This is a genomic window from Pseudomonas sp. ASL7, from assembly GCF_056680375.1.
This window is the reverse complement of record NZ_CM155279.1, coordinates 5795185-5817339: the sequence shown is the minus strand read 5'-3', so window position 1 is coordinate 5817339 and position 22155 is coordinate 5795185. Positions and strand designations below refer to the sequence as shown.

The 22155-nt window shown below is 59.1% G+C and carries 20 protein-coding genes; 9 read left to right on the top strand and 11 right to left on the bottom strand.

From position 1 onward, the window contains the following. Positions 1 to 52 precede the first annotated feature (52 nt). Positions 53 to 1657 carry a 5-guanidino-2-oxopentanoate decarboxylase gene (locus AC1MDT_RS26800; RefSeq protein WP_480419731.1) on the bottom strand — a complete coding sequence of 535 codons (1605 nt, stop codon included), beginning with the start codon at positions 1655 to 1657 and terminating at the stop codon, positions 53 to 55. Positions 1658 to 1995: 338 nt separating this feature from the next. Between AC1MDT_RS26800 and AC1MDT_RS26795 the strand changes: the two genes are divergently transcribed. The 8 genes from AC1MDT_RS26795 (at position 1996) to AC1MDT_RS26760 (ending at position 11131) form a co-directional block, all read left to right on the top strand. After that, positions 1996 to 2901 carry a LysR substrate-binding domain-containing protein gene (locus AC1MDT_RS26795; protein ID WP_480419730.1) on the top strand — a complete coding sequence of 302 codons (906 nt, stop codon included), beginning with the start codon at positions 1996 to 1998 and terminating at the stop codon, positions 2899 to 2901. A 269-nt stretch (positions 2902 to 3170) separates the two neighbouring features. Continuing rightward, complete coding sequence (locus AC1MDT_RS26790; RefSeq protein ID WP_480419729.1) at positions 3171 to 4262, top strand: ABC transporter ATP-binding protein; 1092 nt, start codon at positions 3171 to 3173, stop codon at positions 4260 to 4262. 90 nt (positions 4263 to 4352) lie between these two features. Then, a complete protein-coding gene (locus tag AC1MDT_RS26785) occupies positions 4353 to 5465 on the top strand; it encodes an ABC transporter substrate-binding protein (protein ID WP_480419728.1) in 1113 nt (370 codons plus the stop codon). A 10-nt stretch (positions 5466 to 5475) separates the two neighbouring features. After that, positions 5476 to 6348: an ABC transporter permease gene (locus AC1MDT_RS26780; protein ID WP_480419727.1), complete on the top strand. Its 873-nt coding sequence runs from the start codon at positions 5476 to 5478 to the stop codon at positions 6346 to 6348. Between the two features lie 8 nt (positions 6349 to 6356). Beyond that, positions 6357 to 7184, top strand: coding sequence for an ABC transporter permease (locus AC1MDT_RS26775; RefSeq protein ID WP_480419726.1), 828 nt, complete (start codon positions 6357 to 6359; stop codon positions 7182 to 7184). Positions 7185 to 7264: 80 nt separating this feature from the next. Continuing rightward, the gene (locus tag AC1MDT_RS26770; protein WP_480419725.1) at positions 7265 to 7765 is read left to right on the top strand and encodes a hypothetical protein; all 501 of its coding nucleotides are present in this window, start codon (positions 7265 to 7267) and stop codon (positions 7763 to 7765) included. Between the two features lie 246 nt (positions 7766 to 8011). Further along, a complete protein-coding gene (locus tag AC1MDT_RS26765; protein WP_480419724.1) occupies positions 8012 to 8716 on the top strand; it encodes a hypothetical protein in 705 nt (234 codons plus the stop codon). A gap of 984 nt (positions 8717 to 9700) precedes the next feature. After that, positions 9701 to 11131 carry an aminotransferase-like domain-containing protein gene (locus tag AC1MDT_RS26760; RefSeq protein WP_480419723.1) on the top strand — a complete coding sequence of 477 codons (1431 nt, stop codon included), beginning with the start codon at positions 9701 to 9703 and terminating at the stop codon, positions 11129 to 11131. Positions 11132 to 11257: 126 nt separating this feature from the next. Here AC1MDT_RS26760 and AC1MDT_RS26755 read toward each other — a convergent pair whose 3' ends face one another. The 10 genes from AC1MDT_RS26755 to AC1MDT_RS26710 form a co-directional block, all read right to left on the bottom strand. Continuing rightward, positions 11258 to 12058, bottom strand: a complete 801-nt coding sequence (locus tag AC1MDT_RS26755; protein ID WP_480419722.1) for an N-acyl homoserine lactonase family protein — start codon at positions 12056 to 12058, stop codon at positions 11258 to 11260. A gap of 13 nt (positions 12059 to 12071) precedes the next feature. After that, positions 12072 to 13031 carry a diiron oxygenase gene (locus AC1MDT_RS26750; RefSeq protein WP_480419721.1) on the bottom strand — a complete coding sequence of 320 codons (960 nt, stop codon included), beginning with the start codon at positions 13029 to 13031 and terminating at the stop codon, positions 12072 to 12074. 66 nt (positions 13032 to 13097) lie between these two features. Then, positions 13098 to 13856, bottom strand: coding sequence for a TauD/TfdA family dioxygenase (locus tag AC1MDT_RS26745; protein ID WP_480419720.1), 759 nt, complete (start codon positions 13854 to 13856; stop codon positions 13098 to 13100). Between the two features lie 21 nt (positions 13857 to 13877). Next, positions 13878 to 14750, bottom strand: coding sequence for a branched-chain amino acid aminotransferase (locus tag AC1MDT_RS26740; protein ID WP_480419719.1), 873 nt, complete (start codon positions 14748 to 14750; stop codon positions 13878 to 13880). 24 nt (positions 14751 to 14774) lie between these two features. Continuing rightward, positions 14775 to 16115 carry a KamA family radical SAM protein gene (locus tag AC1MDT_RS26735; RefSeq protein WP_480419718.1) on the bottom strand — a complete coding sequence of 447 codons (1341 nt, stop codon included), beginning with the start codon at positions 16113 to 16115 and terminating at the stop codon, positions 14775 to 14777. 30 nt (positions 16116 to 16145) lie between these two features. After that, positions 16146 to 16790 (bottom strand): glutathione transferase, encoded by a 645-nt coding sequence (gene yfcF, locus AC1MDT_RS26730; RefSeq protein WP_480419717.1) that lies wholly within the window; start codon positions 16788 to 16790, stop codon positions 16146 to 16148. Between the two features lie 211 nt (positions 16791 to 17001). Continuing rightward, entirely contained in the window at positions 17002 to 17484 is a 483-nt protein-coding gene (locus AC1MDT_RS26725; RefSeq protein ID WP_480419716.1) for a cupin domain-containing protein, read from the bottom strand. An 82-nt stretch (positions 17485 to 17566) separates the two neighbouring features. Then, positions 17567 to 18061: a RidA family protein gene (locus tag AC1MDT_RS26720; protein ID WP_480419715.1), complete on the bottom strand. Its 495-nt coding sequence runs from the start codon at positions 18059 to 18061 to the stop codon at positions 17567 to 17569. Positions 18062 to 18110: 49 nt separating this feature from the next. Further along, positions 18111 to 19391, bottom strand: coding sequence for a biotin carboxylase (locus AC1MDT_RS26715; RefSeq protein ID WP_480419714.1), 1281 nt, complete (start codon positions 19389 to 19391; stop codon positions 18111 to 18113). A gap of 42 nt (positions 19392 to 19433) precedes the next feature. Further along, positions 19434 to 20534, bottom strand: coding sequence for a hypothetical protein (locus tag AC1MDT_RS26710; protein WP_480419712.1), 1101 nt, complete (start codon positions 20532 to 20534; stop codon positions 19434 to 19436). Positions 20535 to 20683: 149 nt separating this feature from the next. Here AC1MDT_RS26710 and AC1MDT_RS26705 point away from each other — a divergent pair, with 149 nt between their 5' ends. Further along, positions 20684 to 22093, top strand: coding sequence for an aminotransferase-like domain-containing protein (locus AC1MDT_RS26705; protein ID WP_480419711.1), 1410 nt, complete (start codon positions 20684 to 20686; stop codon positions 22091 to 22093). Positions 22094 to 22155: the final 62 nt, after the last annotated feature.

The window sequence follows — 22155 nt, the reverse complement described above, 5'->3', positions numbered from 1 at the left end:
TTGCGCTTCGGCGACCTGGAAATTTTTATTGTTGTAACCCGCGACCCGGTGCTTACACCGCTAGAAAAGCCCCGGCGTCCAGTTCGAGCATCACCGGTGTATCCGTGCTGCCGAGTTGGCCCAGCAGCTCGCGCAAGTTGTGTAGATTGCTCACCCGGTGATGAGGCACGTGGCAGCTTTTCGCCAACGCGGCGAAGTCCGGCGTGAGGATGTCGACACCCAGCAACGGCACCGCTTTGGCATTCATGTAGTCGCGAATTTCGGCGTAGCTTGAGTTGTTCCAGAGCAGCAGAATAACCCCGGCACCGGCCTCTTTGGCGGCGATCAGTTCGGCGCTGGAAAACTGCAGGCCACCGTCCCCCACCAACGCCACCACGGGTCGTAGCGGCTGTGCGAGTTTGGCGCCGATGGCCGCCGGCAATGCGTAGCCGAGGGTTCCGTATCCGGTGCCGGCGTTGAACCAACTGTTGGGTGTAGGTGCCCGATAACCCAAGGCGCCCTGGTACACCGGTTGGGTCGAATCACCGACGATCAGCGGTTGCGGCAAGGCGTCACGAACCGTATCGAGCAACGCCTGCAAGCAACATTGTTTCGGGGTCCAGCCGGCGTGTTCGAGTGCATTGACCTGCATCACCCGGACACTCGCCCAGGTTTGATCGGCCTGGCGTTGCGGCAGTTGCGCCAACAGCGCACGCATCCCCTGCTCGGCGTCACCGAGCAAACCGACTGCGGCCGGTTGAGCGCCCAGCACCTGCATTGGATCGATGTCCAGACGAATCAACGGCGCGGTGAACGCCAAAGGCCCCAAACCGAAAAAGTCGTAGTCGGTTTCGCCCAACTCGGTGCCGATGGCCAGCACCACATCGGCCTCGGCAAACAGCTCACGACCGTGAGCCGACGACTGCACGCCATCGAGCAACAGCGGATGTTCGGGCGGGAGTAAGCCTCGGGCATTGGTGGTCAGTGCGACCGGTGCCTGCAAACGTTCAACGAGCAAGGTCAGGGCCTCACTGGCTCGACGCGCGCCGCCACCGGCCAGGATCAATGGGCGCTGCGCGTTATTGATCAACCTGACGGCGGCGTCTATTGCAACGCTCGCTGGTGCAGGTGCCACTGGCAAGGCGCGTGGGCGCAGGTCGAGACCGGCCGCTGACATTTCCAGCACATCCAGCGGGATCTCGATGTGCACCGGCCGCGGCCGCGTACAGCCAAACACGGCAAAGGCGCGCGCCAGCACTTCCGGCAATTGATCCGGGTGCTGCACGGTATGACTGAACGCACAGACGCCGGCGACCATGGCGCGCTGGTCGGGCAGTTCATGCAGATGGCCATGGCCCAGGCGCAGGTGTTCGCGGCGGTTGCAGGTGGAGATCACCAGCATCGGCACTGAGTCCGCATAGGCTTGGCCCATCGCGGTGAGAATATTGGTCATGCCGGGGCCGGAAATGATGAAACAGACGCCGGGCTTGCCGCTGGCGCGGGCATAACCGTCGGCCATGAACCCGGCCCCCTGCTCATGACGCGGGCTGACGTGCTTCAGGCGACTGCCATGCAAGCCCCGATAAAGCTCAACGGTGTGCACGCCGGGAATGCCAAAGACGGTTTCAACGCCATAGCCTTCCAGCAACTGAACGAGCGCCTGGGCACAACGGGTCATGCAGCACCTCTTTGATAGGGGGCCAGCATGGCCCGATGACGAGTTACCCTAGTATTGTTGAACCAACCGATACAACAATCGATTTTTTTTGGCCTGACTGTTCAATTTACGTCACCATAAGTAGTCAGTCATGCACACGTGTGTGGCGAGGGAGCTTGCTCCCGCGGGGTCGCGCAGCGGCCCCGAAACAATAAAGGTACACCTCGCAGACTGCATGCGACTGCTATGCAGCCGAGCGGGACAGTGCGGCGTTCCGACAAGCTCCCTCGCCACAGGATTAGCGTTCGATCAAAGACTGCACGCAGTCCTGTTCTTCCAACTTTTCAGCGGGATGATTTATGCGTTTTCCATCGATGACCGCCCTTCGTGCCCTCGATGCCGTCGCCCGCCTGGGCAGCGTGTCGGTTGCCGCCCGTGAACTGAACCTGACCCGTAGCGCCATCAGCCACCAGATCAGCAAGCTGGAGGAATGTGTCGGCTTCGCACTCACCGAGCGAATTGGTCGGGGCATCGGCCTGACGTATCAAGGCGAACGCTATGCGCGTGAAGTGCACGGGATTCTGTTGAACTTGCTGGACGCGGGTCAGTTGGTCGACGACCAAGAGATCTCCGGCCGGCTGTGCGTCAGTTGCGCCCCGGGGTTTGCTACGTATTGGTTGTGCCACCACATTGGGGCGTTCTTGCGTCAGTACCCGCAAGTGCAATTGCAGCTGATTTCCCCCAGGACACCGGACGACGTCAATAACCCGAGCGTCGACCTGTCCATCGCCTACGGCATTGGCGACTGGCCGGAGATGGTGGTCGAAGAGATCGTGGCGCTGCGCTTTTTTCCGGTGTGCAGCCCGCGCCTGATCAACGCGTTGGGCGGTCTGAAAAGCCCGCAGGAACTTGCTGGCTATCCGTTGCTGCACATGACTGATTACTCGGACTGGCGCGTCTGGCTGACCACCGCCGGTGCGTCGGGCGTCAATGCAGCGAGCGGCATTCTGTTCTCCGATGCGCATTGCGCGCAGTCGGCGTGCATTGCCGGACAGGGCATCGCCATCGGCGACAACCTGATCAGCGGCGATGCCTTGTCCAAAGGCTTATTGGTGCGCCCGTTCGACATCACCATCGACCTGCATCGCGGGTATTACCTGGCTGCCGACCCGCAAAAAGCCGAACGCGCGGTGGTCCAGGCCTTCAGCAACTGGGTCAAGACCCAACTCCAGTCGTCCCATCAAACCTGGCAAGACCCTCTCTGACCCTCCATTACCTGTGGGAGCGAGCCTGCTCGCGAAAAACCGGAGAGCGCCGTCGTATATGTTGGGTGCCAGTTATCAGGGTTTATCGTTGGCGACCATCGCGAGCAGGCTCGCTCCCACAGGTTTTTATTGAGTAATAAAACTAACCAATACCAGCAAAATAATTCCATTGATGTAGCGATATTTTTAACAATAATGAGCCGAAAGCCCCGGCCGGATTTGCATCCGTCCTCGCACGCCTTGGGGCAATAAAAAGAGGAATGTCCATCGTGTCCAGCGGTTCAGCGATTCAGCTCAGCGCACAAGGTATCAGCCAGTATTACGGTCGTTTTGCGGCGCTGGATAATGTCGATCTTGACGTTCGCCAGGGCGAATTCCTGACCCTGCTGGGCCCTTCCGGTTCGGGCAAGACCACCTTGCTGATGATCCTGGCCGGCTTCCTCAGCCCGACCTCGGGCAAGTTGATGGAACAGGGCGTCGATATCATCAAGCGCTCTGCCGAGAAGCGAAATTACGGCATGGTGTTCCAGGGCTATGCGCTGTTCCCGCACATGAGCGTCGCCGATAACGTGGCGTATCCGTTGCGCATCCGCAAAGTCGCGGCTGAAGAACGTCAGCGTCGGGTCAAACACATCCTGGAAGTGGTTGGGCTTGGCGCGCACATGCACAAGAAACCGGCCGAACTGTCGGGTGGCCAGCAACAGCGTGTAGCGATCGCCCGGGCCCTGGTGTTCGAACCGGAATTGCTGCTGCTCGATGAGCCGCTGTCGGCACTGGATAAAAACCTTCGCGAACAGCTGCAAACCGAACTGCAGCGCATCCATCGCCAGGTCGGCACGAGCTTTGTCTTTGTGACCCACGACCAGAACGAGGCCCTGGCACTGTCGTCGCGCATCGCGATTTTCAACCACGGCCGACTGACGCAAGTCGATACCCCGGAAAATATCTATAACCGGCCCGAGAGCCGCTTTGTCGCCGAATTCCTCGGCAAGATGAACCTGTTCCCGCTGGTGGACATGACTCGCAACGGAGCGACCGCCAGTGGTCGCTGCGGCACTAGCGTGCTGCACGCCCTCGCCCCCAAGGCATTAAGCGGTCAACCGACGGTGTTGGCCGTGCGCCCCGAACACATGGAACTGCACAGGGACTGCCCGACCCGGGACGGTTACAACGTGGTGCCCGCGCAACTCACCGACAAGGTCTACCAAGGCGCCAGCACCCACCTGGCCCTCAAGGTCGGTGGTGATGCGTTGCCCGTCAACCTGTCGGTACCCGGCAACCACCCAGGCGCACTGATGCCCGGTGGTGCGCCGGTGTGGCTGAGCTGGCCGGTGCAACACAGCTTCCTGCTACAGGCCTGAAGCCGCAAAAAACATGCGTCAAAAAGCTCTCTCCTAACGACAACAAAAAGGCCACTGTCCTTAGGGACACCTGCCGACTGAGGACTTGCAATGAGCCAGGATCATCAACGCGACTGTATTGAAGTGCTGATCGAAAAAGCCCGTGGCGGGCAGATCAACCGCCGTAACTTCATGCAGGCCATGGGGCTGCTGGCGGCGGTGCCGCTGGCCCTTCGCAGTGGCATAAGCTGGTCGGCCGACAAGCCGCTGGTGGTGGTCAACTGGGGTGGCGACGCACTGAACGCGTTCCGCTCGGCGTGGACCGACACCTTCACCAAGAGCACCGGTATTCAGGTGCGTATCGACGGTGCCGGCCCGACCGAAGGCGCTGTGCGCTCGCAACTGGCCAGCGGTCAGCCGAGCTGGGACGTGGTCGACGTCGAGAGCTACAGCGCCATCGTGCTGGGCCGCGAAAAGATCCTGCAACCGCTGGATTACAACGTGATTCAGCGCGACGACGTGGCCCCGGCACTGGCCTCCAACTTCGGCATCGCCAGCTATCAGTTCAGCTATGTCATGGCTTGGGACAGCGCAAAATTCGGCGACAACGGACCCAAGACCTGGGCCGATTTCTGGGACGTCAAGAAATTCCCCGGCAAGCGCACGTTGTACAAATGGATGAACGGGATGCTCGAAGCCGCGTTGCTGGCCGACGGTGTACCGGCTGACCAGCTGTACCCGCTGGACGTCGCCCGGGCGATGGCCAAGATCGACGAGATCAAGCCCCATGTGCTGTCGTTCTGGAGTTCGGGTGCCGAAAGCCAGCAACTGATGGTCGACGGCGAAGTGTCGGTCGGTGCCATCTGGCATACCCGCGCCAAGTTGCTGAGCGAGGACACCGACAACCGTGTGCGTTGGAGCTTCGACAATGGCTTCATCAACTCCAGCAGTTGGGCCGTGCTTTCAGGCAACCCGGCGGGCACTCAACCGGCGATGCAGTTCATTCAGCAAGCGTTGCAACCCCAAGGCCAGCTAAAGCTCTTCGAACTGCTGGGTAACGGTCCTTCCAACAGTGCCACCGAAAAACTGATGTCGGCACAGCAGCTCGAAGCCAACTGCGGGTCAGAAGCGAACCTGAAAAAACAGATCGCCCTGAACGCCCAGTGGTACGCCGATAATTACTCGAAGGCCTTGGAAACGTACCTGACCCGGCTGTCCAAGTGAGCCATCGACCATGACTATCAGCTTGACCTCAACCCTGACCAGCCCCAAGCCCCGGTTCAGTTCGCCGGGCCTGGAGCGCGGTTTGCTGCTGTTTCCGCTGCCGGTGTTGCTGCTGGTGTTCTACGTGCTGCCGTTTCTCGGCGTGGTGGGTTGGAGCTTCTCGTTACCGACCCCCGGCATCGAGCAATACCAGCGGATTGCTACAGACCCGGCGATCCACGACATGCTCTGGCGCACCTTGCGCCTGTGCATGACCGTCAGTTGCCTGGCATTGCTCATCGGGTATCTGCTGGCCTACTGCTGGGTGTTCAGCCCACCGTTCTGGCAACGCGTGGTCGAGATCTGCATCTTCATTCCGTTCTGGATTTCGGTGCTGGTTCGGGCTTTCGGCTGGCTGATCGCGCTGCGCAGCAATGGTGTGCTCAATGAAAGCTTGCTGGGCATGGGACTGATTGATCAACCGCTGCAATTGAGCCGCAATGAAATCGGCGTGGTCATCGGCATGCTCCACGTGATGATTCCGTACGCCGTGTTCCCATTGCTGTCGAGCATGCGCCAACTGGATCAACGCATTCTCATGGCATCGCGCGGACTGGGTGCCGGTGCGTTGCGCACCTTTTGGCAAGTGCTGCTGCCACAAACGCTGCCGGGCATGTTGGGCGCGTTCATCATGGTCTTCGTGTTCTGCCTCGGCTTCTTTATCACCCCGGTACTGTTGGGTGGTGGGCAAACCGTGATGATCGCCGAGTACGTGTTCCTGCAGATGTTCCAGACCAGCAACTGGGGCCTGGGGGCTGCGCTCAGCGTTGTATTGCTGGCTCTGGTCAGCGCATTGATCTGGGTGCTGCTGAAAATCACCCGTGTGAATCGACTGGTCGGCTGAGGTTACTTATGAACACCCATCGCACAAGCCTGAGTACCCGGTTGCTGGCCGTGATTGCCATGGCCTTTATGCTGTTCCCGTTGCTGACGGTCATTCCAGTGTCCTTCACCAGCAAACGCTTCCTGTCGATGCCCGAAGGTAACTGGTCGTTGCGTCATTACCAAGCCCTGGTCAGCAATCCTGACTGGTTCCACGCCATTAGCCAAAGCCTGACCATCGCGTTCGCCACCAGCGTGATCGCCACTTTGCTGGCCGCCAGTTTCAGCCTCGGCATCTGGTACATGCGCTCGAAACTGGCCACGGCGCTGATCGGTCTGGTGCTGCTGCCGATGGCCATTCCACCGGTGATTTCAGCGCTGGTGCTGTACTTCATGGAAACCAAACTCGGGCGCTACGCACCGGGGATCGGCTACGACACGTTGACCGGCGTGGTGATAGCTCACGTGATCATGGTGGTGCCGTATGGTGTCGTCACCATGCTGGTTGCCCTCAGCCAGATTGATCGGCGTATCGAACTGGCGTCACGCAACCTCGGCGCCAGCCTGATGCAAACCACGTTCATGGTGATCCTGCCAAACCTGAAACTGGGCATCGCTTCCACCGCCCTGCTGGCGTTTGCCCTGTCCTGGGAAGAAGTCGCGGTGACGCTGTTCATCACCAGCGTCAACGTCGATACCCTGCCGAAACGGATCTGGAGCGGTTTACGCGACAACGTCGACCCGAGTGTGGCCGCCATTTCCGTGCTGTTGATCTCGCTGACCTTGCTGGTGTTGATTGGACGCCTGGTGCTCCAGCATCTGGCCGATAAACGCGCACAGAAACTGCTGCACCCGTAAACAGTTCGGGGAAATAGTCGACTGCTGTTAAAGCAGTGCGGCTATTATCCCCGCACCCTTTTCGGCACGGACGCTGCGCGATGCTCAACATTCTGCAAAACACCCCGCTGTGGGTTTACGCGGTCTTTCTGCTGCTCTGCTACTTCGGCGTCAGAGCCCTCTCCCCTACCCGCGAAAGCAAAACCTCGTTGCTGATCACACCGCCCATCTTGCTGGGCTGGTCGCTGTATTCGCTGACCCTGACGCTCAATCCACTGCTGTCCATGAGTTGCTGGCTGGCGGCCGTGATGTTCGGCGGCGTCGTCGCGCTGATGACTTTTTCGCGCAAGGGTGTGGAATGGGATGAGGCAGGAACCGGGCTGATCGTGCCGGGGACGATTAAGACGTTGGCGCTCTATTTGCTGTTTTTTGCCATTAATTACTACTTTGGCTATCAGGCCGAGGTTGCTCCGGAGCACTCGGCGGGGTTGCCGATGGTCTTGCTCAAAGCGTGGGCATCAGGCTTTGCCTGTGGTTTGTTTTGCGGACGTTCGCTCAGGTTTTATCAAATGTTCCGCTCCCTGAAGACCGCCCCCCTGTAGGAGAGAGCTTGCTCCGGGCGGCGTTCCGACGATGGCCTTGAAAGCAACGCGTTCATTCAGGACGAACGCGTTATCGTTAACGTCCTTCGCGAGCAAGCTCGCTCCCACAAGGAATCAAGGTAGATCTTTCGCCCGTTGGCCTGTTGGGCCGTGACAACGCTGCCTCGGTCCAATAGATTAGGCGGCCTGAAAAAAGCCCTGTGCTTTCTCGCCTCAATTCAAGTTAAAAGAAGTAGTGAAATTTCAATGTCCGATTCCAATACCGCTGAATCCGTAGTCACCTTGTCGTCCAAAGCGGAATACGAAAACTCCATCAATCTTTCACAACACGTGCCACAGGCCAAGACCATTAGCGAGATGGTCCTGGACGCTTTTCAATCCACCCGGGAAAGTGACCAGATTCGCGAGCTGCGCGCCGCGATTCGCCAGGCTCACGACAGTTTCGATGACGATAAAGCCTATGAACTGATGGGCGAACTCAAGCAACTCAAGGACGCCGAGACTGCTGATATTGCGGCCCTCGAGGACCTGAGCAGCAAATTCCCGATTAGCCGCATTCTCTCCAGTTTCAAGGACGATCCGGCGTTTCAGGAATTGGTTTATGGGTTGGCGTTGAAGGTGTTGAACCAGACGCATCAGGCCATCAGCAACCCAAGCAGTGGCAAGAGCAAGGCTGCACGGGTCAAGAAAGACGTTGAAGTGTTCACCATTAGCAAGGATGGCGTGAGTGTCACGCTGCCGCTGCGTACTCCGCGTTCGCGCCTGAATGTTGACCGTGATGCGCTGGAGTTTCTGGGCTTTAGCTTTGTTGGTGAAGGCGAGGAAGCGGAGCTGGACGGTGAGACGTTCCTGGACAATGCCGGGGTTGAGCAGGCGATTAATCGTAAGAACATTATTACTGCGCTTCAGCAGCAGACTGCGTTTGATGGTTATAGCATTTCGGCTCAGTAACGCGGCCTTCCTGTAGGGCTCGCTGTGGCGATGACTGGGTGCATATCCGTTTTTTTGGTAGCTTCCGCTGACGGTTTCGCTTTTACAGCGAGTCACTTTGGAAAAGCGCCAAAGTAACCAAAGCGCTTCTGCCCCTTTCGTTCGGTGCCTCGCTGTGGCTCGGCATGCCCTCGCTCCGGTCCTGCTCCGTGGGCCCGCCGCCATCGGCCATCCATGGCCGAGGGCGGCTAACCCGGCATCCATGCCGGGTTGCCCACTGCGCAGAACCTCCACTCGGCCTCTCGAGGGGGCGGTGCATCAAGATCAAAAGCTGAAGGCGAGCTAACGCTCGACCTGATGAGTGGTGAGAATCAAAAGCGGTACGCCGCGCCATTGTGGGTGGTGAAAAACAATTGCTGTACGCCGATCCATTGTGGGAGCGAGCCTGCTCGCGAAGCTCTTGATCTTGCCGTTGCCGTTGCCGTTGCTTTGGCTTCGGCTTTGGCTTCAGATCTGCCGCCCCTTTCCCAGAGGCCGAACGCAGGCGTTGCGCAGGGGGCACCGCGGCAAGGATGCCGCGGTAGCCGCCCCCGGAGCAATGCCGGAGTGAGGGCATGCCGAGCCCAAGCGAGGCACCGAATGGCGGGGCAAAAGCGTTTGGTTACTTTGCGCTTTTCAAAGTGTCCCGCCGTAAGGGCGGAACCCTAAGCTGCCGTTACCGCAGCAACGGATATGCCCCCACATCCCAACAAAACGCCCTCGCAAAAAACACGCCCCCTTACCAAAAATTACAGCCCCCTCAAACATTTCCCTTCCGTGAACCGCATCACACCCCGGACCAGGGCTTTTTATTGCCCTTAGCTCCAGCAAAAGCGCGATTACTCTCTCTGTATCGACACCAGAACAAACACATCCCTTTACCCTTGAGCACCACGGGTCCGTCTGCAGGGATCGTCAACTCACTTTCCAGCCCAAGACCTCAGTGGTGCGATTGCTGAGGTCATCATGCACACGACGCCCCTTTACCGTCAGTTAGCCAACCACTACCTCGACGCGATCCGCAGCGGCACCCTGAAAACCGGTGAACGGTTTCCCTCCATTCGGCTGATGATGGAAAAGCATGCCGTCAGCCTGTCGACCGCGGTGCAGGTCTGCCGGGAGCTGGAGGACTACGGCGTGCTGGAGGCCCGTCCGCGCTCCGGCAACTACATACGCCAGCCCGACACATTGCCCAAACCCACCCCGATCACGCCGCCCACACCGTTGGATACTGGCGTCTATGTCGGCATCCACGAACAGGTTTCATCGGTACTCAAGGCCAGTCAGCGCGCAACGATCAAGGTCAACTTCGCCAGCGCCTACTGCGCGCCGGAACTCTATCCGCTGAAAATCCTGCAGGATCATATGATCAAGGCGTTGCGCCAGAATCACCATTTACTGGGTGCGCCAGGCTCCACCTGCGGCAACCTGGCATTGCGCAATATCCTTGCCCGCCGAGCACTGACGGCCAAAACCAATCTGGCAGCCGAGCGAATTGTGATCACCAACGGCGCAACTGAAGCGATCAACCTTGCCTTGCGCGCCGTCACTCAACCCGGCGACACCGTGGCCGTGGAGTCGCCTACCTTTTACGGTCTGCTGCAAACGCTCGAAAGCCTGAACCTGCGCGTACTCGAAGTCCCGGCGACGGCCCATTCGGGGATCAATCTGTTCGCGCTCGAACAGCTATTGCGGGGTCCCGAGCGGATTCAGGCGCTGATCGTCATCCCCAACCTGCAAAATCCGCTGGGCAGCATCATGCCCGACGCCAACAAGGCACGACTGGTGCAACTGTGCGCCGAACACGACACGGTGCTGATCGAGGACGACACCTACGGCGATCTGGTCGACACGGAACAGCCGTTGTCCACGCTCAAACACTGGGACCGCGCCGATAACCTGATCTATTGCGCCTCGCTGAACAAAACCCTGGCACCGGGCATGCGCCTGGGCTGGATCAGCGCGGGGAAATGGCACGACCGCGTGGAGATGCTCAAACACACGCAGTCCCGTGGCTGCGAAGCGTTGTCGCAACTGGCGGTCAGTGCGTTCATGAAGACACCTTCCTACGAACGCTACCTGCGCCGTTTGAGAAAAATCCTTACGCAACAACGCCAGCAAATGAGCGCGGCGATTACGCGCTACTTTCCCGAGGGCACCCGCGTGACCAACCCACAGGGCGGTACGTTGTTATGGGTTGAACTGCCGCACCACCATTCGTCCATGGTGTTTTTCCATGAGGCGTTGAAGGTCGGCATCCAGATATCGCCTGGGGATATCTTTTCAAACGCCAAGCGTTTCAATCACTTTGTGCGCATTGGCTGCGGTGCGCCGTACTCACCACGGATCGATGAAGCGCTGGCAACCCTCGGCCAACTCCTCAAACACCAAGCCTAAACACAACCCTTGTAGGAGCGAGCTTGCTCGCGAAGAACGTCAACGATAACGCGTTCTTCCTGAATGAATACGTTGTCCTCAAGTCCTTCGCGAGCAAGCTCGCTCCTACAGGGGCCAGGGGGGGGGTTAGAGAGGGTTTTGGTGCAGGCAGATGATGTGCGGATCGTCGTTCCAATGGGGAAATCGTTCGGCGATCAGCGGGTCATGGCCGGGGATCACATGGTCTTCGCCGTCGGCCAGGTTATCGATCAAGCTGAACGCCTCAAGCGTCTGCGCCAGGTCATCCAGAATCGGAAACGGACTGCGCTGCCGAATGTTCGCCCACAAATGCGCCGCATCCGAGGCCAGCACAATCCACCCGCGCGCGGTCGCCACCCGAACCACCTGGCTGCCCGGCGTATGCCCCCCCACCGGGTGCAGGGTCACGCCGGGAATCACTTCGACAGTGCCGGTGTGCAAACGCATCCGACCTTCGAACAGCGGCGGTAGCGCCGACATCACGTCATCGACCTCGTAGGTTTTGTTCACCGTGCGATGGGCCATTTTCGGCCCGGTGCAGAAGCGCAGTTCCGCTTCTTGCAAATGCACCGTGGCCTTCGGAAACAGCCCCAGGTTGCCGGCATGATCCCAGTGCAAATGCGTGAGGATCAGGTGCTCGACGTGCGCCGGATCAATATCCAGTTGGCGCAGGGATTCTTCGGGCAAGCGATACATCTGACGGTTGCGTCGATCCGCCGTGGCCGGTTGAAAGCAGGTGTCGACCACGATCACCTGCTGTTCATTGCGGATGACCCAGAAGTAGTAGTCCAACGGCATCGACGCATTCGGATCACCACAGCAGGCGTCATAAAGAAAGTTCTCCCGGGCGGTGCGCTGGGCATTGGCGCCGACACGGATGGCGAATACTTCGTACACAGGAACGGACATATTCACCTCCTGATCAGACCACGGCGGCGGCTTTGAGAGTCGGGCGGAAGTCGAAATCGATCTCGTCGGAAATGCCCAGGTCCTGCGCCAGACGATGCAGGCCGCTGTAATCGCGCATGATGGTCGCGTTCTTGTTGCGCTCCTGAGTGTCGGCGATGATCAGGGCCGCGTCCTCGACCCCCAGCTGCGTCAGAATCGCCTCCCACATCGAGTAGTCCTGGGCGACAAATGCACTCAGCGCCACCGACAACGTGCGTGCGAAAAACGCTCGCTGAGTCGGCTGCATGTTCGCGTACATGACCTTCGCCACTTCGGCGAGCACCTTGCTGTGGGCATATTCGTCGCGGTTATGCAGCTCGGCCACGCGACGGTTTTGCGGTTGAATCGTCTGATCGTCAGCCAGCAAATCCAGATAGGCGTTGACGCTGATCTCCGCCACCACCGCAAAGGTGATCGCCGCCAGGTCTCGCTGCCACTGCTCAGGCAGTTCTTCGCGCAGCGCCGCCAGTCGCAGATACGTGACCGATGGCGGCAAATCCAGATCCTGATCCAGCGCCCGCTCAACTTTGGTCCGTTCGATAGCCCGCAGGTGCATGAGCGTGTGGTAGTGCTCGTCGATCAAGGTTTGCTGCATCGCCTCGCGGAAATGCCAGTCGTCCTTGCCCAGGTACTGATTGGCAATGACGCTCAGCGCCGGGTTCACCACGTGTTCTTCAGCGGTTACCGTGCGCAGGTTGTAGCCGATCCAGCCCCAGGTCACCACGGTGCTTTTGAGTTCATCGCTCAGGGCCTGGAATTTCGGGTGATGGAAAAACGGCACCATGCACTCGGGATAATCCGGGCGTGCCGGGTCAAACGCTTCGCTGATGTCAGCCTTGTCCGGCGCACAGACCGTGGCTCGTTTAATCCACGCCTGATTCAGACGTATCACCAGTTGATGATCGACCTTGGCGATCTCGATTGCTGTTTGCATGACGCGATACCTGTGAGACGCATACCCGCTACGGGTACGCCGATGGAAGAATGGGCGACGGATAAATCAGGCCAGCCAATAGCGGGTCAGGTTTCGCGCAGGATCAGTGTATCGGCTGCGGGCGTGAATCATCCGCCAGTTATCCCAAATAAGCATGCAGTCGTCGGAAATCAGCACCGGCGTGTTGTGCCGCACGAAGTACTCCTCACCCAGCACCGCAAACCGGGCCAGCGGTGACGAGCTGTTGGCGACCAGCGATTGCTGCAGATCTTCCTTGGATGGATTCACATCGCCGTAGTGAAACTGGTTGTAGCTGAAGCGGAAAATATCCCCCGCTTCTGTAGGTGTCAGGATGTATTCCTTGACCCGGCGCTGCGCAGCTTCTCCAGGTTTGGCGGTGGCCACGAATTCCACGGGATTTTCGTCGATCCACGTGCGCAACTTGGGCTCGGTGCGCTCCAGAAACGCCAGGAATTCGTAACCGTCCACCAGTCCTGTATGCCCGCCGCCGCACGTCGCCTGTTGATGACAATGTAACGCCAGATAGCGTGGTGGCGGTCCGTAAACCGGTGCTTCGGTGTGTGGGCCGATGCCGTTCATGCTCTGGGAGTAAGGCAAATCTTCGTAACCCGGCTTGCGGGTGATGGCAAAGGCCATTTGCCCGTTGAACTGCGGAATGATCGGGCCGAACTCATGCAACGTGCCGACAACGTCATTGGCGAATTCGTCCGGTGTCAGCACTGTCCAGCCGCGCGCCGACAATTCTTCATGGCGATGGCCCAGCGCTACGTAAGGTTTAGACGCAACAATCCCTTGATCTGACATGGTGAGGTTCCTGGCTGTTTATCAGGCGTTGACGGTTGAGGTGTAAGCGGCAATGAGTTCGCTGCAGGCCGTGCCCGGTTGATAGCGTTGTTCATCGATGCTCTGCACGGGCGTGATTTCGGCGGCGGTGCCGGTCAGAAAACACTCATCGAAGTCGCCAAGTTCTGTAGGAACAATGGTTCTTTCAACCACCTGGTAATCCAGTGCCTTGGCCAATTCGATGACGGTCTGACGGGTAATACCATTGAGAAAGCAGTCCGGCACCGGGGTGTGCAACGTCCGGCCTTTGACGAAGAACACGTTGGCGCTGGTGGCTTCGGCGACGTTGCCGCGCCAGTCGAGCATCAACGCATCGTGATAGCCGGTGTTTTCAGCATCGTGCTTGCTGAGTGTGGCGATCTGATAATGGCCAGACGCCTTGGCTTCGAACGGGCTGCTGCTCGGCGGCGGGCGACGCCACTGGGCAGTTTTCAAACGGATCCCGGCCATGCGCGCCGCCGGGTCGAAATAGCTCGGCCATTGCCAGCAGGCGATCGCCATATGCACGCTGTTGAAGCGGGCCGAGGTGGATATCATTTCACTGCCGCGCCAGGCCACCGGCCGCAGGTAACCGTCGACCACGTTGTTGCGACGCAGCAGTTCATGACTGGCGGCTTCCAGTTCGGCAAGCTCATAGGGAATGATGAAATCCATCAACGTCGCCGAGCGATACAGACGCTCGCTGTGTTCGCGCAGTTTGAAGATCTTGCCGTTGTAGACGCGCTCCCCTTCGTACACCGTGCTTGCGTAATGCAGGCCATGGGTCAGCACATGCAGTTGCGCCTGGGACCACTCGACGAACTTACCGTCGAGCCAGATAACGCCTTCTCGCTGATCAAATGGAATACTGCTCATGTCCTTATCTCCTGATGAATCGTCCTACGCCGTTTCCAGCAGGACCGGTATTAATTCGGGGACTGCCACCGGCTCGGTCTGAAAGAAGAACGAGCGCTCACCAAACGCCGGCCGTAACTCATCGAACCAGGTCGCCTGCGGATCGAATCGCGCAAAAAACGTTCGCAAGACCCATTGCGGATCGCGGGCCTGGAGAAACTGCAGCACGAAGACTTTTTCCCCTGCGACGGTCTCGATACCGTTGATCAACACCTTGCCGTAGAAGGTGCTCATCGAAGGCCCGCGAACCGTGCGCGCCAGCCCCGACACGGTTCGATAGGCCGCCTGAAAGATCTCGAACGTGCGAGCCAGCGGCATCGCGAAGTAATGGCTGGGGCCGGTATCGCGTTCGACGAACAGGTAATAGGGCACTGCGCCGAGTCGAACGCCTTCGGTCCAGAGCGCAGCCCAATCGGCGGGGTTTTCGTTGATGTGCCGAATCAGCGGGGCCTGCATGCGCAAGGTCGCACCGGTGGACCGGATGCGTTCGACGGCCTGGCGAGCGATGTCCTGACAGATCTCCACCGGGTGGTTGTAGTGGCCCATGATCGAGAGGTTTTTCCCCGCCGCAACGATCCGCTTAAACAGTTCCAGCAGCTCGGGCGCGTCTTTGTCGCTGACAAACCGTTGCGGCCAATACGCCACGGATTTGGTGCCGATACGGATGCTTTTCAGGTGGGGCAGCTCCAGCAGCGGCTCAATGTATCCGGCCAGTGAGCGGGTGTTCATGATCATCGGGTCGCCCCCGGTGATCAGCACATCAGTCACTTCGGTGTGTACCCCCAGGTAACTCACCAGTTCCTGGGATTCGCGCGCGTTGAACTTGAGTTCTTCCTCACCGATGAACTGCGCCCAGCGGAAACAGAACGTGCAGTAGGCGTGACAGGTCTGGCCGGCACCGGGGAAAAACAGTACGGTTTCGCGGTACTTGTGCTGTATGCCCGAAAGGACTTTTCCGTCGAGCGTCACGCCGTTATGCGTCAGCTGGCCGGCCGGATGCGGGTTCATGCGCAGCCAGATCGCCTCGATCTGACGCTTGATAGCGCCGGCGTCGTCCCGTTCGATCAGGTGCTTGAGCGAGGCGTACTCGTCCGGCAGCAACATGTCCTTGTGGGGAAAGGTCATGCGGAAAATCGGATCGTCCGGGATGTTGTTCCAGTCGATCAGCGTCCCCAGGACATATTCATTGGTGCGAAACGGCATGACCCGAGCAACGACGGTCATGGCCTCCTGCAACGCCGGCGTGAGTTTGTGCCAGTACGGCGTGTCGCGAATGGTGCGTGAGTTATAGGGTTTGTATCTTTCCTGCTCCGACATTCCCTGCATGGCAGCGCTCCTGGTGATGTCCTGGCGGGGTTACTGGATGGCAGGCGCTGCGCGCTCTATGTCCATCCATGCCCGAACGCTGTCGCGGTCCCACTGCCGGCGCACATAAGCGGCCAGTCGCGCGGGAACTTGATCGCCATTGGCGACGAGGCGGTTGAGCATGATTGCCAGGTCCGTGTCGGCAATGCTCCAGTCACCGAACAGATGCTCCGCGCCCCCCTCCAACAACCGATCGGCGACAAAGAACAGCCTGTCTACGGCCGCCAGGGCTTCCTCGGACAGTGGGTTATCTTTTTTACCGAAGTAAATAAGATCCGCCGGACGCTCTTTGCGAATGACCAACAGATCGCTGCGCAACCAGGCTTGCAGTTGACGGGCGCGGGCGCGCTGTTGGATGTCCAGCGGTAATAGTCTTTTATGACCCGGCGTGAGTTCATCGAGATACTCAGCGATGGCCGAGGATTCCGACAATGTAAAACTTTCATGAACTAACGTTGGAATCTTGCACGTTAACGACACATCGCGATAAGGCGCTAGATAGTTATCACGACCTTTCAAATTCACAGCAACCAGATCAAACGAAAGTTGCTTCTCCTTCAATGCGACAAACGCCGACATCGCAAATGCACTGACAAAATCCGCACCGACATAGAGTTTAAGTTTCGTGCTTTCCATAGACCACTCCATTTCATTAACTGCACTGGTTAACAGGTATTGGAAGTGATCGTAATTAGTTGACTGGACGCTGGATAGATACAGAAATTGCCTGTTTCTATCGATACAGAAAGTACCCACAGGCAAACCGACAGCCAGGTCGGGAGCGGCCCACAGAAATGAAAAAAGGGAGTCCGCGGACGCCGACTCCCTTGGGCAAAACGCAGGACATTTACGCTTGAGTGATGAGCCCGTGGCTGTCGGCAAAGTTCGAAAGCAGCGCCATTTGCGGCATGTTGCTCATGTTCAACATTGCCAGCGGCTCGACGGTGCTGGTGTTGACGAACCCGTGTTTCGTCCAGGCCGGCACCAACAGCACGTCGCCAAGGCTGACGGTCACTTCATCAGCATCGCCCAGGGTCAGTGCACCGCGGCCGGACTGAATGACGAACAGGTGCCACCAGGAATGCGCGTGCCCGTTCAGCACGGCGCCCGGTTTCAACCATTGCATGGCCATGGCCATTCCCGGTGTCACTTCGCACCCCTTGATGCTTTTGTCGTGGGCCAGGGCGACGATATCCACCTCACTGGCCTCGAGGGTTTGACGCATATCCGCTAGTTCAGCACCTTTCCACACCCGAGGACTGACGGTTTGATGGTGCAAACTTTTACGAAATTCATCATATGAAAAAAACGCACCTTGAAAGTTATCCATTCGCACGCTCCGCGTTATTCTTCCCACTTAAGCGCCGAACCTTAGGTTAACCATTCGGCACTGTAAAGCTGCGCGAATTTATTTATAACGCTGAAGGCCGCAAGGCCACGATCATGTCCACTTCTATCGCAGCGTTTTTTGGCAATTGATAAACCCCCACCGTTGTTCGCGTATGTTTACCGGCATCGCCCAGCACATGACTGAATACATCCGAAGCCCCATTCGCGACTTCACTGAGATCAACAAAATCTGCCGTTGATTTCACATAAACAGTGACCCGTATCAACGACTTTATTTTATCCAGTGAGCCGATGGCATCCACGATCAATGCCAGCCCGCGCATGGCGCTGATACTGGCTGCCGCTTGCCCATCGGACAGGCTGAGCTCCTGCCCCACTCGACCGGGGTACTGGATTTTGCCGCCCATGCGCGGCACCAGCCCACTGACGTATAGCTCATCGTGGTGCCGAATCAGCGGCGCGTATTGCCCGCCTGCCGTGTTCTCACCGTAGATGTCGTAGCCGAGTTCTTTTGCCAGCATGATGAAGCGTTCATCACAGCTCATTTGCTCAATCATTTATCCAGCCCTCTTAATCAATACTGCAAAAAACATTGATCCCGGTGACTCAACCCACGGCTCTCGCCGGGGCGGCCAGGCAGGCCACTTCGACGCGAGACTCGATCGCCTCGGCCAGGCGCAGCAGGTTGTCGCTGAGCTGCCCGTAGTCCTCGCAGAACAGCACGATGTGGCCGATGAACGAGGTGTTGTCTTGCACCAGCGCCGTGACCGAATCACCGACGCGCTTGGCGTACACCGCTTCCACCAGTTCGATGTTCAGTTCCCGGGCCAGCGACTCGATGTCCGGTGCGCCGCGCAACAGGCCGCCCGCCGGGGCTCTGAGCAGACGGATACCGCAATAGCCCCGGGCGACAGGATCGAGATGCTCGGTCTTGCCTTCCACCGCCCACCTGACCCAGCGCTCCCATGGGTCGAAATCGACAAATGCCAGACGGGCCAGATCCCAGATGTGCATGCCCCCAGGGCGCATATTGGTTTCCACCGCCGAGGTCAGGCGGTCGCGGCGCAGGAAAATTTCGTTGTGATAGGCGCCGTTATCCAGCGAGACCAACCCGGACATGTGCCGACCGGCAGCCGACAATCGAGCCTGGACGTCCGCGGCCAATGGCGCGGGCACCACTTGCTGGATTTCCGCGCGATAGGCGCCTTCAGTGGTGGTTTTCTCCGTGACCCATGTGCTGCCGGCGACGTAATCCCAACTGTATTCCCGTGCGTTCTGGATCAGCTCTTCAAGGACGATGCCGCCATCGCGATACGGCTTGAGCGCCTGCCAGGCTTCATCGCATTCCGACGGATGATGGATCACCCGGCAGCCTCTGCTCGCGCCTTCGCATGCCGGTTTGATGAAGGCTCTTCCACCCAGTTCGACGACTCGCTGGCGCAGTTCGCACAGGCTCTCGATGCGTGTGGAAAAGACCGGACGATAGTCATCCGGCGACGTGCCGGCAGTCGCCTCCAGCCGGCGAAAAATCTGTTTGTCCAACCCCGCCCGTGCCTCGCCCGGTGTAATGCCCGGCAAGCCGTAATGCGTGGCGAGCGCCGCGCCGAGCAGCACGCCACGGTCGGAAAACGGCAGCACTCCGATCAGCTTCCAGCTGTCGGCATTCAGGCAACCCGCCACCAGTTCCAGGGAGGCCGCAACGTCTTGCGCTGCCAGCGAGGTGCTGCAGACGTGGTCCGCTACCTGATCGTCACCGGGCTGAATCTTCTCGACCAGCAGGATCAGGCGGGCGTTGTAGAGCTCCTTGCAGAGATCGCGCAATTTATGGATATCGTGTACCCGATTGCCGTTGTACCCGACCACTACTACGCAAGATGTCGTATTCATAAAGCACCCGACCTATGTAGATAAAAACCTAAAAGCGATGGTTCATTCGTGCAGCGAGGCGTTGGATTTACGGTTGAGCCAGTACCAGGCCAGAATCCCGCCCGCGCCAATGGCAGCCAGCACCAGAGCGTTGTAGGGTGGCGGCGCGACCCGCATGATCAGCACTGTCAGCCCGGCGCCGACGCCGAGGGAGACTTCCTTGACGAACATGTTGTTTTGTTTGACCGAGAAGTAATCGAGGTAGCTGAACGCACACTCGGCGAGGGACAGCAGCGCCACCCAGATCAGCGCGCCGGCGAGGGTTTCGACATGGAAGGCAGCCGGGGACGAGAGCACCGCAAAACCGCCGATGATGATCCCGATCACGGCGACCACCTTGAAGCGCCCGGTGCACTCGATCAGTTTCATCACCGGCACCTGGGCGAACACCACCACGGCGCTGTTGAGGATCAGCATCAAGCCATACCAGGCCGGCAGTTCACCGGTTTGGAGGAGGATGGCTTGCGGCAGGATCGAGAACACGCCAAACAACTTGATGCCCATGATGATGCCCGCGATCACCCACGGCAGTTTGTTGCGCCAGCCACTGCCGTCCCGGGTTGCCGGGCTGGCTACCACCGGTTGTGTGGTGAATGTCGCGCCCATGGCGATGGGCAGGCACAGGAGGACGAAACTGGCGGCACCGAGGAAGAACATCGTTGGGGTCAGCAGCGGCGATAGCAGGATCAAACCGGCCACCAGGCTGCCCATGTTCATCGCCACGCGGTTGTAGGCCGCGCCCTCTTTGGTCTGGGCCGCTTCGCTCTTGATCAGGTAGCCGGCAATCGCAATGCCGTAGGCGAACAACGCGGCGGCGAACATCACCATGCCCTGGTTGCTGGTGACCGCGAGCAATACCAACCCGAGTGCCGCGCACAGCAGCGTGACGCTCAGGGACCGCCGGCCCAGCACCAACAAGGTCAGCGGCAACAGCAACAACAAGGCCCGATAGCCGAGGGCGAGGATGCTGTTGGTGGCGGTATCGAGCCAGACGTTGGCCTTGCCCAGTACCGCGAACAGCGACACGGCGGTAATGATCCGGATCGTGAACAAGCGGATGTTGATTACCGGCTTGGCGATGGCGACCGTTGTTTGAACACTCATGCAACACCTCTACAACCGAATAATTGTCAGGGCCACAGGCACCGGCAATCAGGAAAGTCCTTAAAGCGATGGTAGAGAGAGAGGCTTGTTCTGATCAGAGCAAGTTCGTATAGAATCAAACGAACTTTACTGCTGGAGAGACCAGTAAAATGCAGGTTCAGCGAGCAGTAATCGCCGCCATCGAGTTCCAGCCTGGAGTGCCGCTGGTCCAGCAGATCGTCGATCAGTTGTCTGTAGCGATCAGCCAGGGCGGCTTGCCTCACGGGGCCAAGTTGCCACCGATTCGCGAACTCTCCGACTTGATGAACGTGGGCAAGTCGACGGTGGTTGACGCCCTGGACCGCTTGCGGGCCAAGGGCCTGGTGGTTTCACGCCAGGGTTCGGGGCATTACGTGCACCGCGCCAGCACCACGAGCCCGTCTAACGCGGCTCCGGACCTGCAGCCTCAAGACACCCTCAGCGTGGTCCGGCGCGCCCTGTTGCTGGACAACGGCGCGCTGCGTCCCGGCTGCGGATTCCTGCCGACCTCGTGGCTGCCGGCTGACGAATTGCTCAAAGCGGTGCGCGGCACCTTGCGTGCCACCAGCCTGCGGATGGGCGAATACGGCGTTGCCGGCGGTTACCTGCCGCTGCGCCAGGCGTTGCGGGTCAAGCTGTCGACCTTCGGTATTGAAGTCCCGGTGGACCAGATCATCACCACCGCCAACACCATGCAGGCCATCGACCTGCTGATGCGACTGTTGATCAAGCCCGGGGACACGGTGCTGCTTGATGATCCGTGCTACTTCAACATGCACGCCAACCTGGCGCTACACGGCGCGAAGGTCATTACCATCGCCCGGGACTGCGACGGCATGGATCTGGAGGCCTTCGAGCAGTTGTTGATTGCTCACAAGCCCGTGCTGTACATGACCAACAGCACCCTGCATAACCCGACCGGGCACTCGTTCTCCCCGGCTCAGGTTTATCGCTTGCTGGAGCTGAGCCACCGGTACGGTTTCCATATCCTCGAAGACGATTTGTACTGCGACATTCAACAACGCCGCACCCCGCGTCTGGCGGCGAGCGGGTTGGACAACGTCAGCTACATCTCCGGCTTCTCCAAGACACTGACTGCCAACAGTCGCGTCAGTTATGCGGTGCTGTCACCGCAACTGGCGGCACGACTGGTCGCCCTGAAAATGGCCTGCGGCGGAGTAACCTCGGAATTGGCGGAGCAAATTACTTGCACCATGCTCAGTGACGGCAGCTACACCAAACATGCGCGGCGCACGGTGGATAGGCTGTATGAGTCGAGCAGTCGGGTGGCGCGTTGGCTGGTCGAGGCAGGTTGCTCGATGTCTTCCCTGCCGGGTGAAGGGCTATTTATCTGGACCCGTTTGCCCGAGGGATTGCACGCCGAAACCCTGGCCAGAAAAGGCCTGGACAATAACCTGGTGCTGGCCCCCGGCACCCTACTCAGCAAAGCGCCCGATGCCAGTCACTTCCTGCGTTTCAATGTGGCTCACAGCGACAGCCTGCAGGTGCGCGAACGGTTCTTCCGCTTGCTCGACAACTAAGCACACCGATCCCCTGTAGCAGCTGCCGAAGGCTGCTACATGAAATGCGTTTGGCCATTCGT

Coding starts and splice junctions, on each gene's coding strand:
- AC1MDT_RS26735 (WP_480419718.1), bottom strand. CDS start 16,115: ATGCAGGGAATGTCGGAGCAGGAAAGATACAAACCCTATAACTCACGC.
- AC1MDT_RS26775 (WP_480419726.1), top strand. CDS start 6,357: ATGAACACCCATCGCACAAGCCTGAGTACCCGGTTGCTGGCCGTGATT.
- AC1MDT_RS26760 (WP_480419723.1), top strand. CDS start 9,701: ATGCACACGACGCCCCTTTACCGTCAGTTAGCCAACCACTACCTCGAC.
- AC1MDT_RS26795 (WP_480419730.1), top strand. CDS start 1,996: ATGCGTTTTCCATCGATGACCGCCCTTCGTGCCCTCGATGCCGTCGCC.
- AC1MDT_RS26785 (WP_480419728.1), top strand. CDS start 4,353: ATGAGCCAGGATCATCAACGCGACTGTATTGAAGTGCTGATCGAAAAA.
- AC1MDT_RS26710 (WP_480419712.1), bottom strand. CDS start 20,534: ATGAGTGTTCAAACAACGGTCGCCATCGCCAAGCCGGTAATCAACATC.
- AC1MDT_RS26755 (WP_480419722.1), bottom strand. CDS start 12,058: ATGTCCGTTCCTGTGTACGAAGTATTCGCCATCCGTGTCGGCGCCAAT.
- AC1MDT_RS26765 (WP_480419724.1), top strand. CDS start 8,012: ATGTCCGATTCCAATACCGCTGAATCCGTAGTCACCTTGTCGTCCAAA.
- AC1MDT_RS26715 (WP_480419714.1), bottom strand. CDS start 19,391: ATGAATACGACATCTTGCGTAGTAGTGGTCGGGTACAACGGCAATCGG.
- AC1MDT_RS26720 (WP_480419715.1), bottom strand. CDS start 18,061: ATGATTGAGCAAATGAGCTGTGATGAACGCTTCATCATGCTGGCAAAA.
- AC1MDT_RS26750 (WP_480419721.1), bottom strand. CDS start 13,031: ATGCAAACAGCAATCGAGATCGCCAAGGTCGATCATCAACTGGTGATA.
- AC1MDT_RS26740 (WP_480419719.1), bottom strand. CDS start 14,750: ATGAGCAGTATTCCATTTGATCAGCGAGAAGGCGTTATCTGGCTCGAC.
- AC1MDT_RS26725 (WP_480419716.1), bottom strand. CDS start 17,484: ATGGATAACTTTCAAGGTGCGTTTTTTTCATATGATGAATTTCGTAAA.
- AC1MDT_RS26800 (WP_480419731.1), bottom strand. CDS start 1,657: ATGACCCGTTGTGCCCAGGCGCTCGTTCAGTTGCTGGAAGGCTATGGC.
- AC1MDT_RS26745 (WP_480419720.1), bottom strand. CDS start 13,856: ATGTCAGATCAAGGGATTGTTGCGTCTAAACCTTACGTAGCGCTGGGC.
- yfcF (WP_480419717.1), bottom strand. CDS start 16,790: ATGGAAAGCACGAAACTTAAACTCTATGTCGGTGCGGATTTTGTCAGT.
- AC1MDT_RS26780 (WP_480419727.1), top strand. CDS start 5,476: ATGACTATCAGCTTGACCTCAACCCTGACCAGCCCCAAGCCCCGGTTC.
- AC1MDT_RS26770 (WP_480419725.1), top strand. CDS start 7,265: ATGCTCAACATTCTGCAAAACACCCCGCTGTGGGTTTACGCGGTCTTT.
- AC1MDT_RS26705 (WP_480419711.1), top strand. CDS start 20,684: ATGCAGGTTCAGCGAGCAGTAATCGCCGCCATCGAGTTCCAGCCTGGA.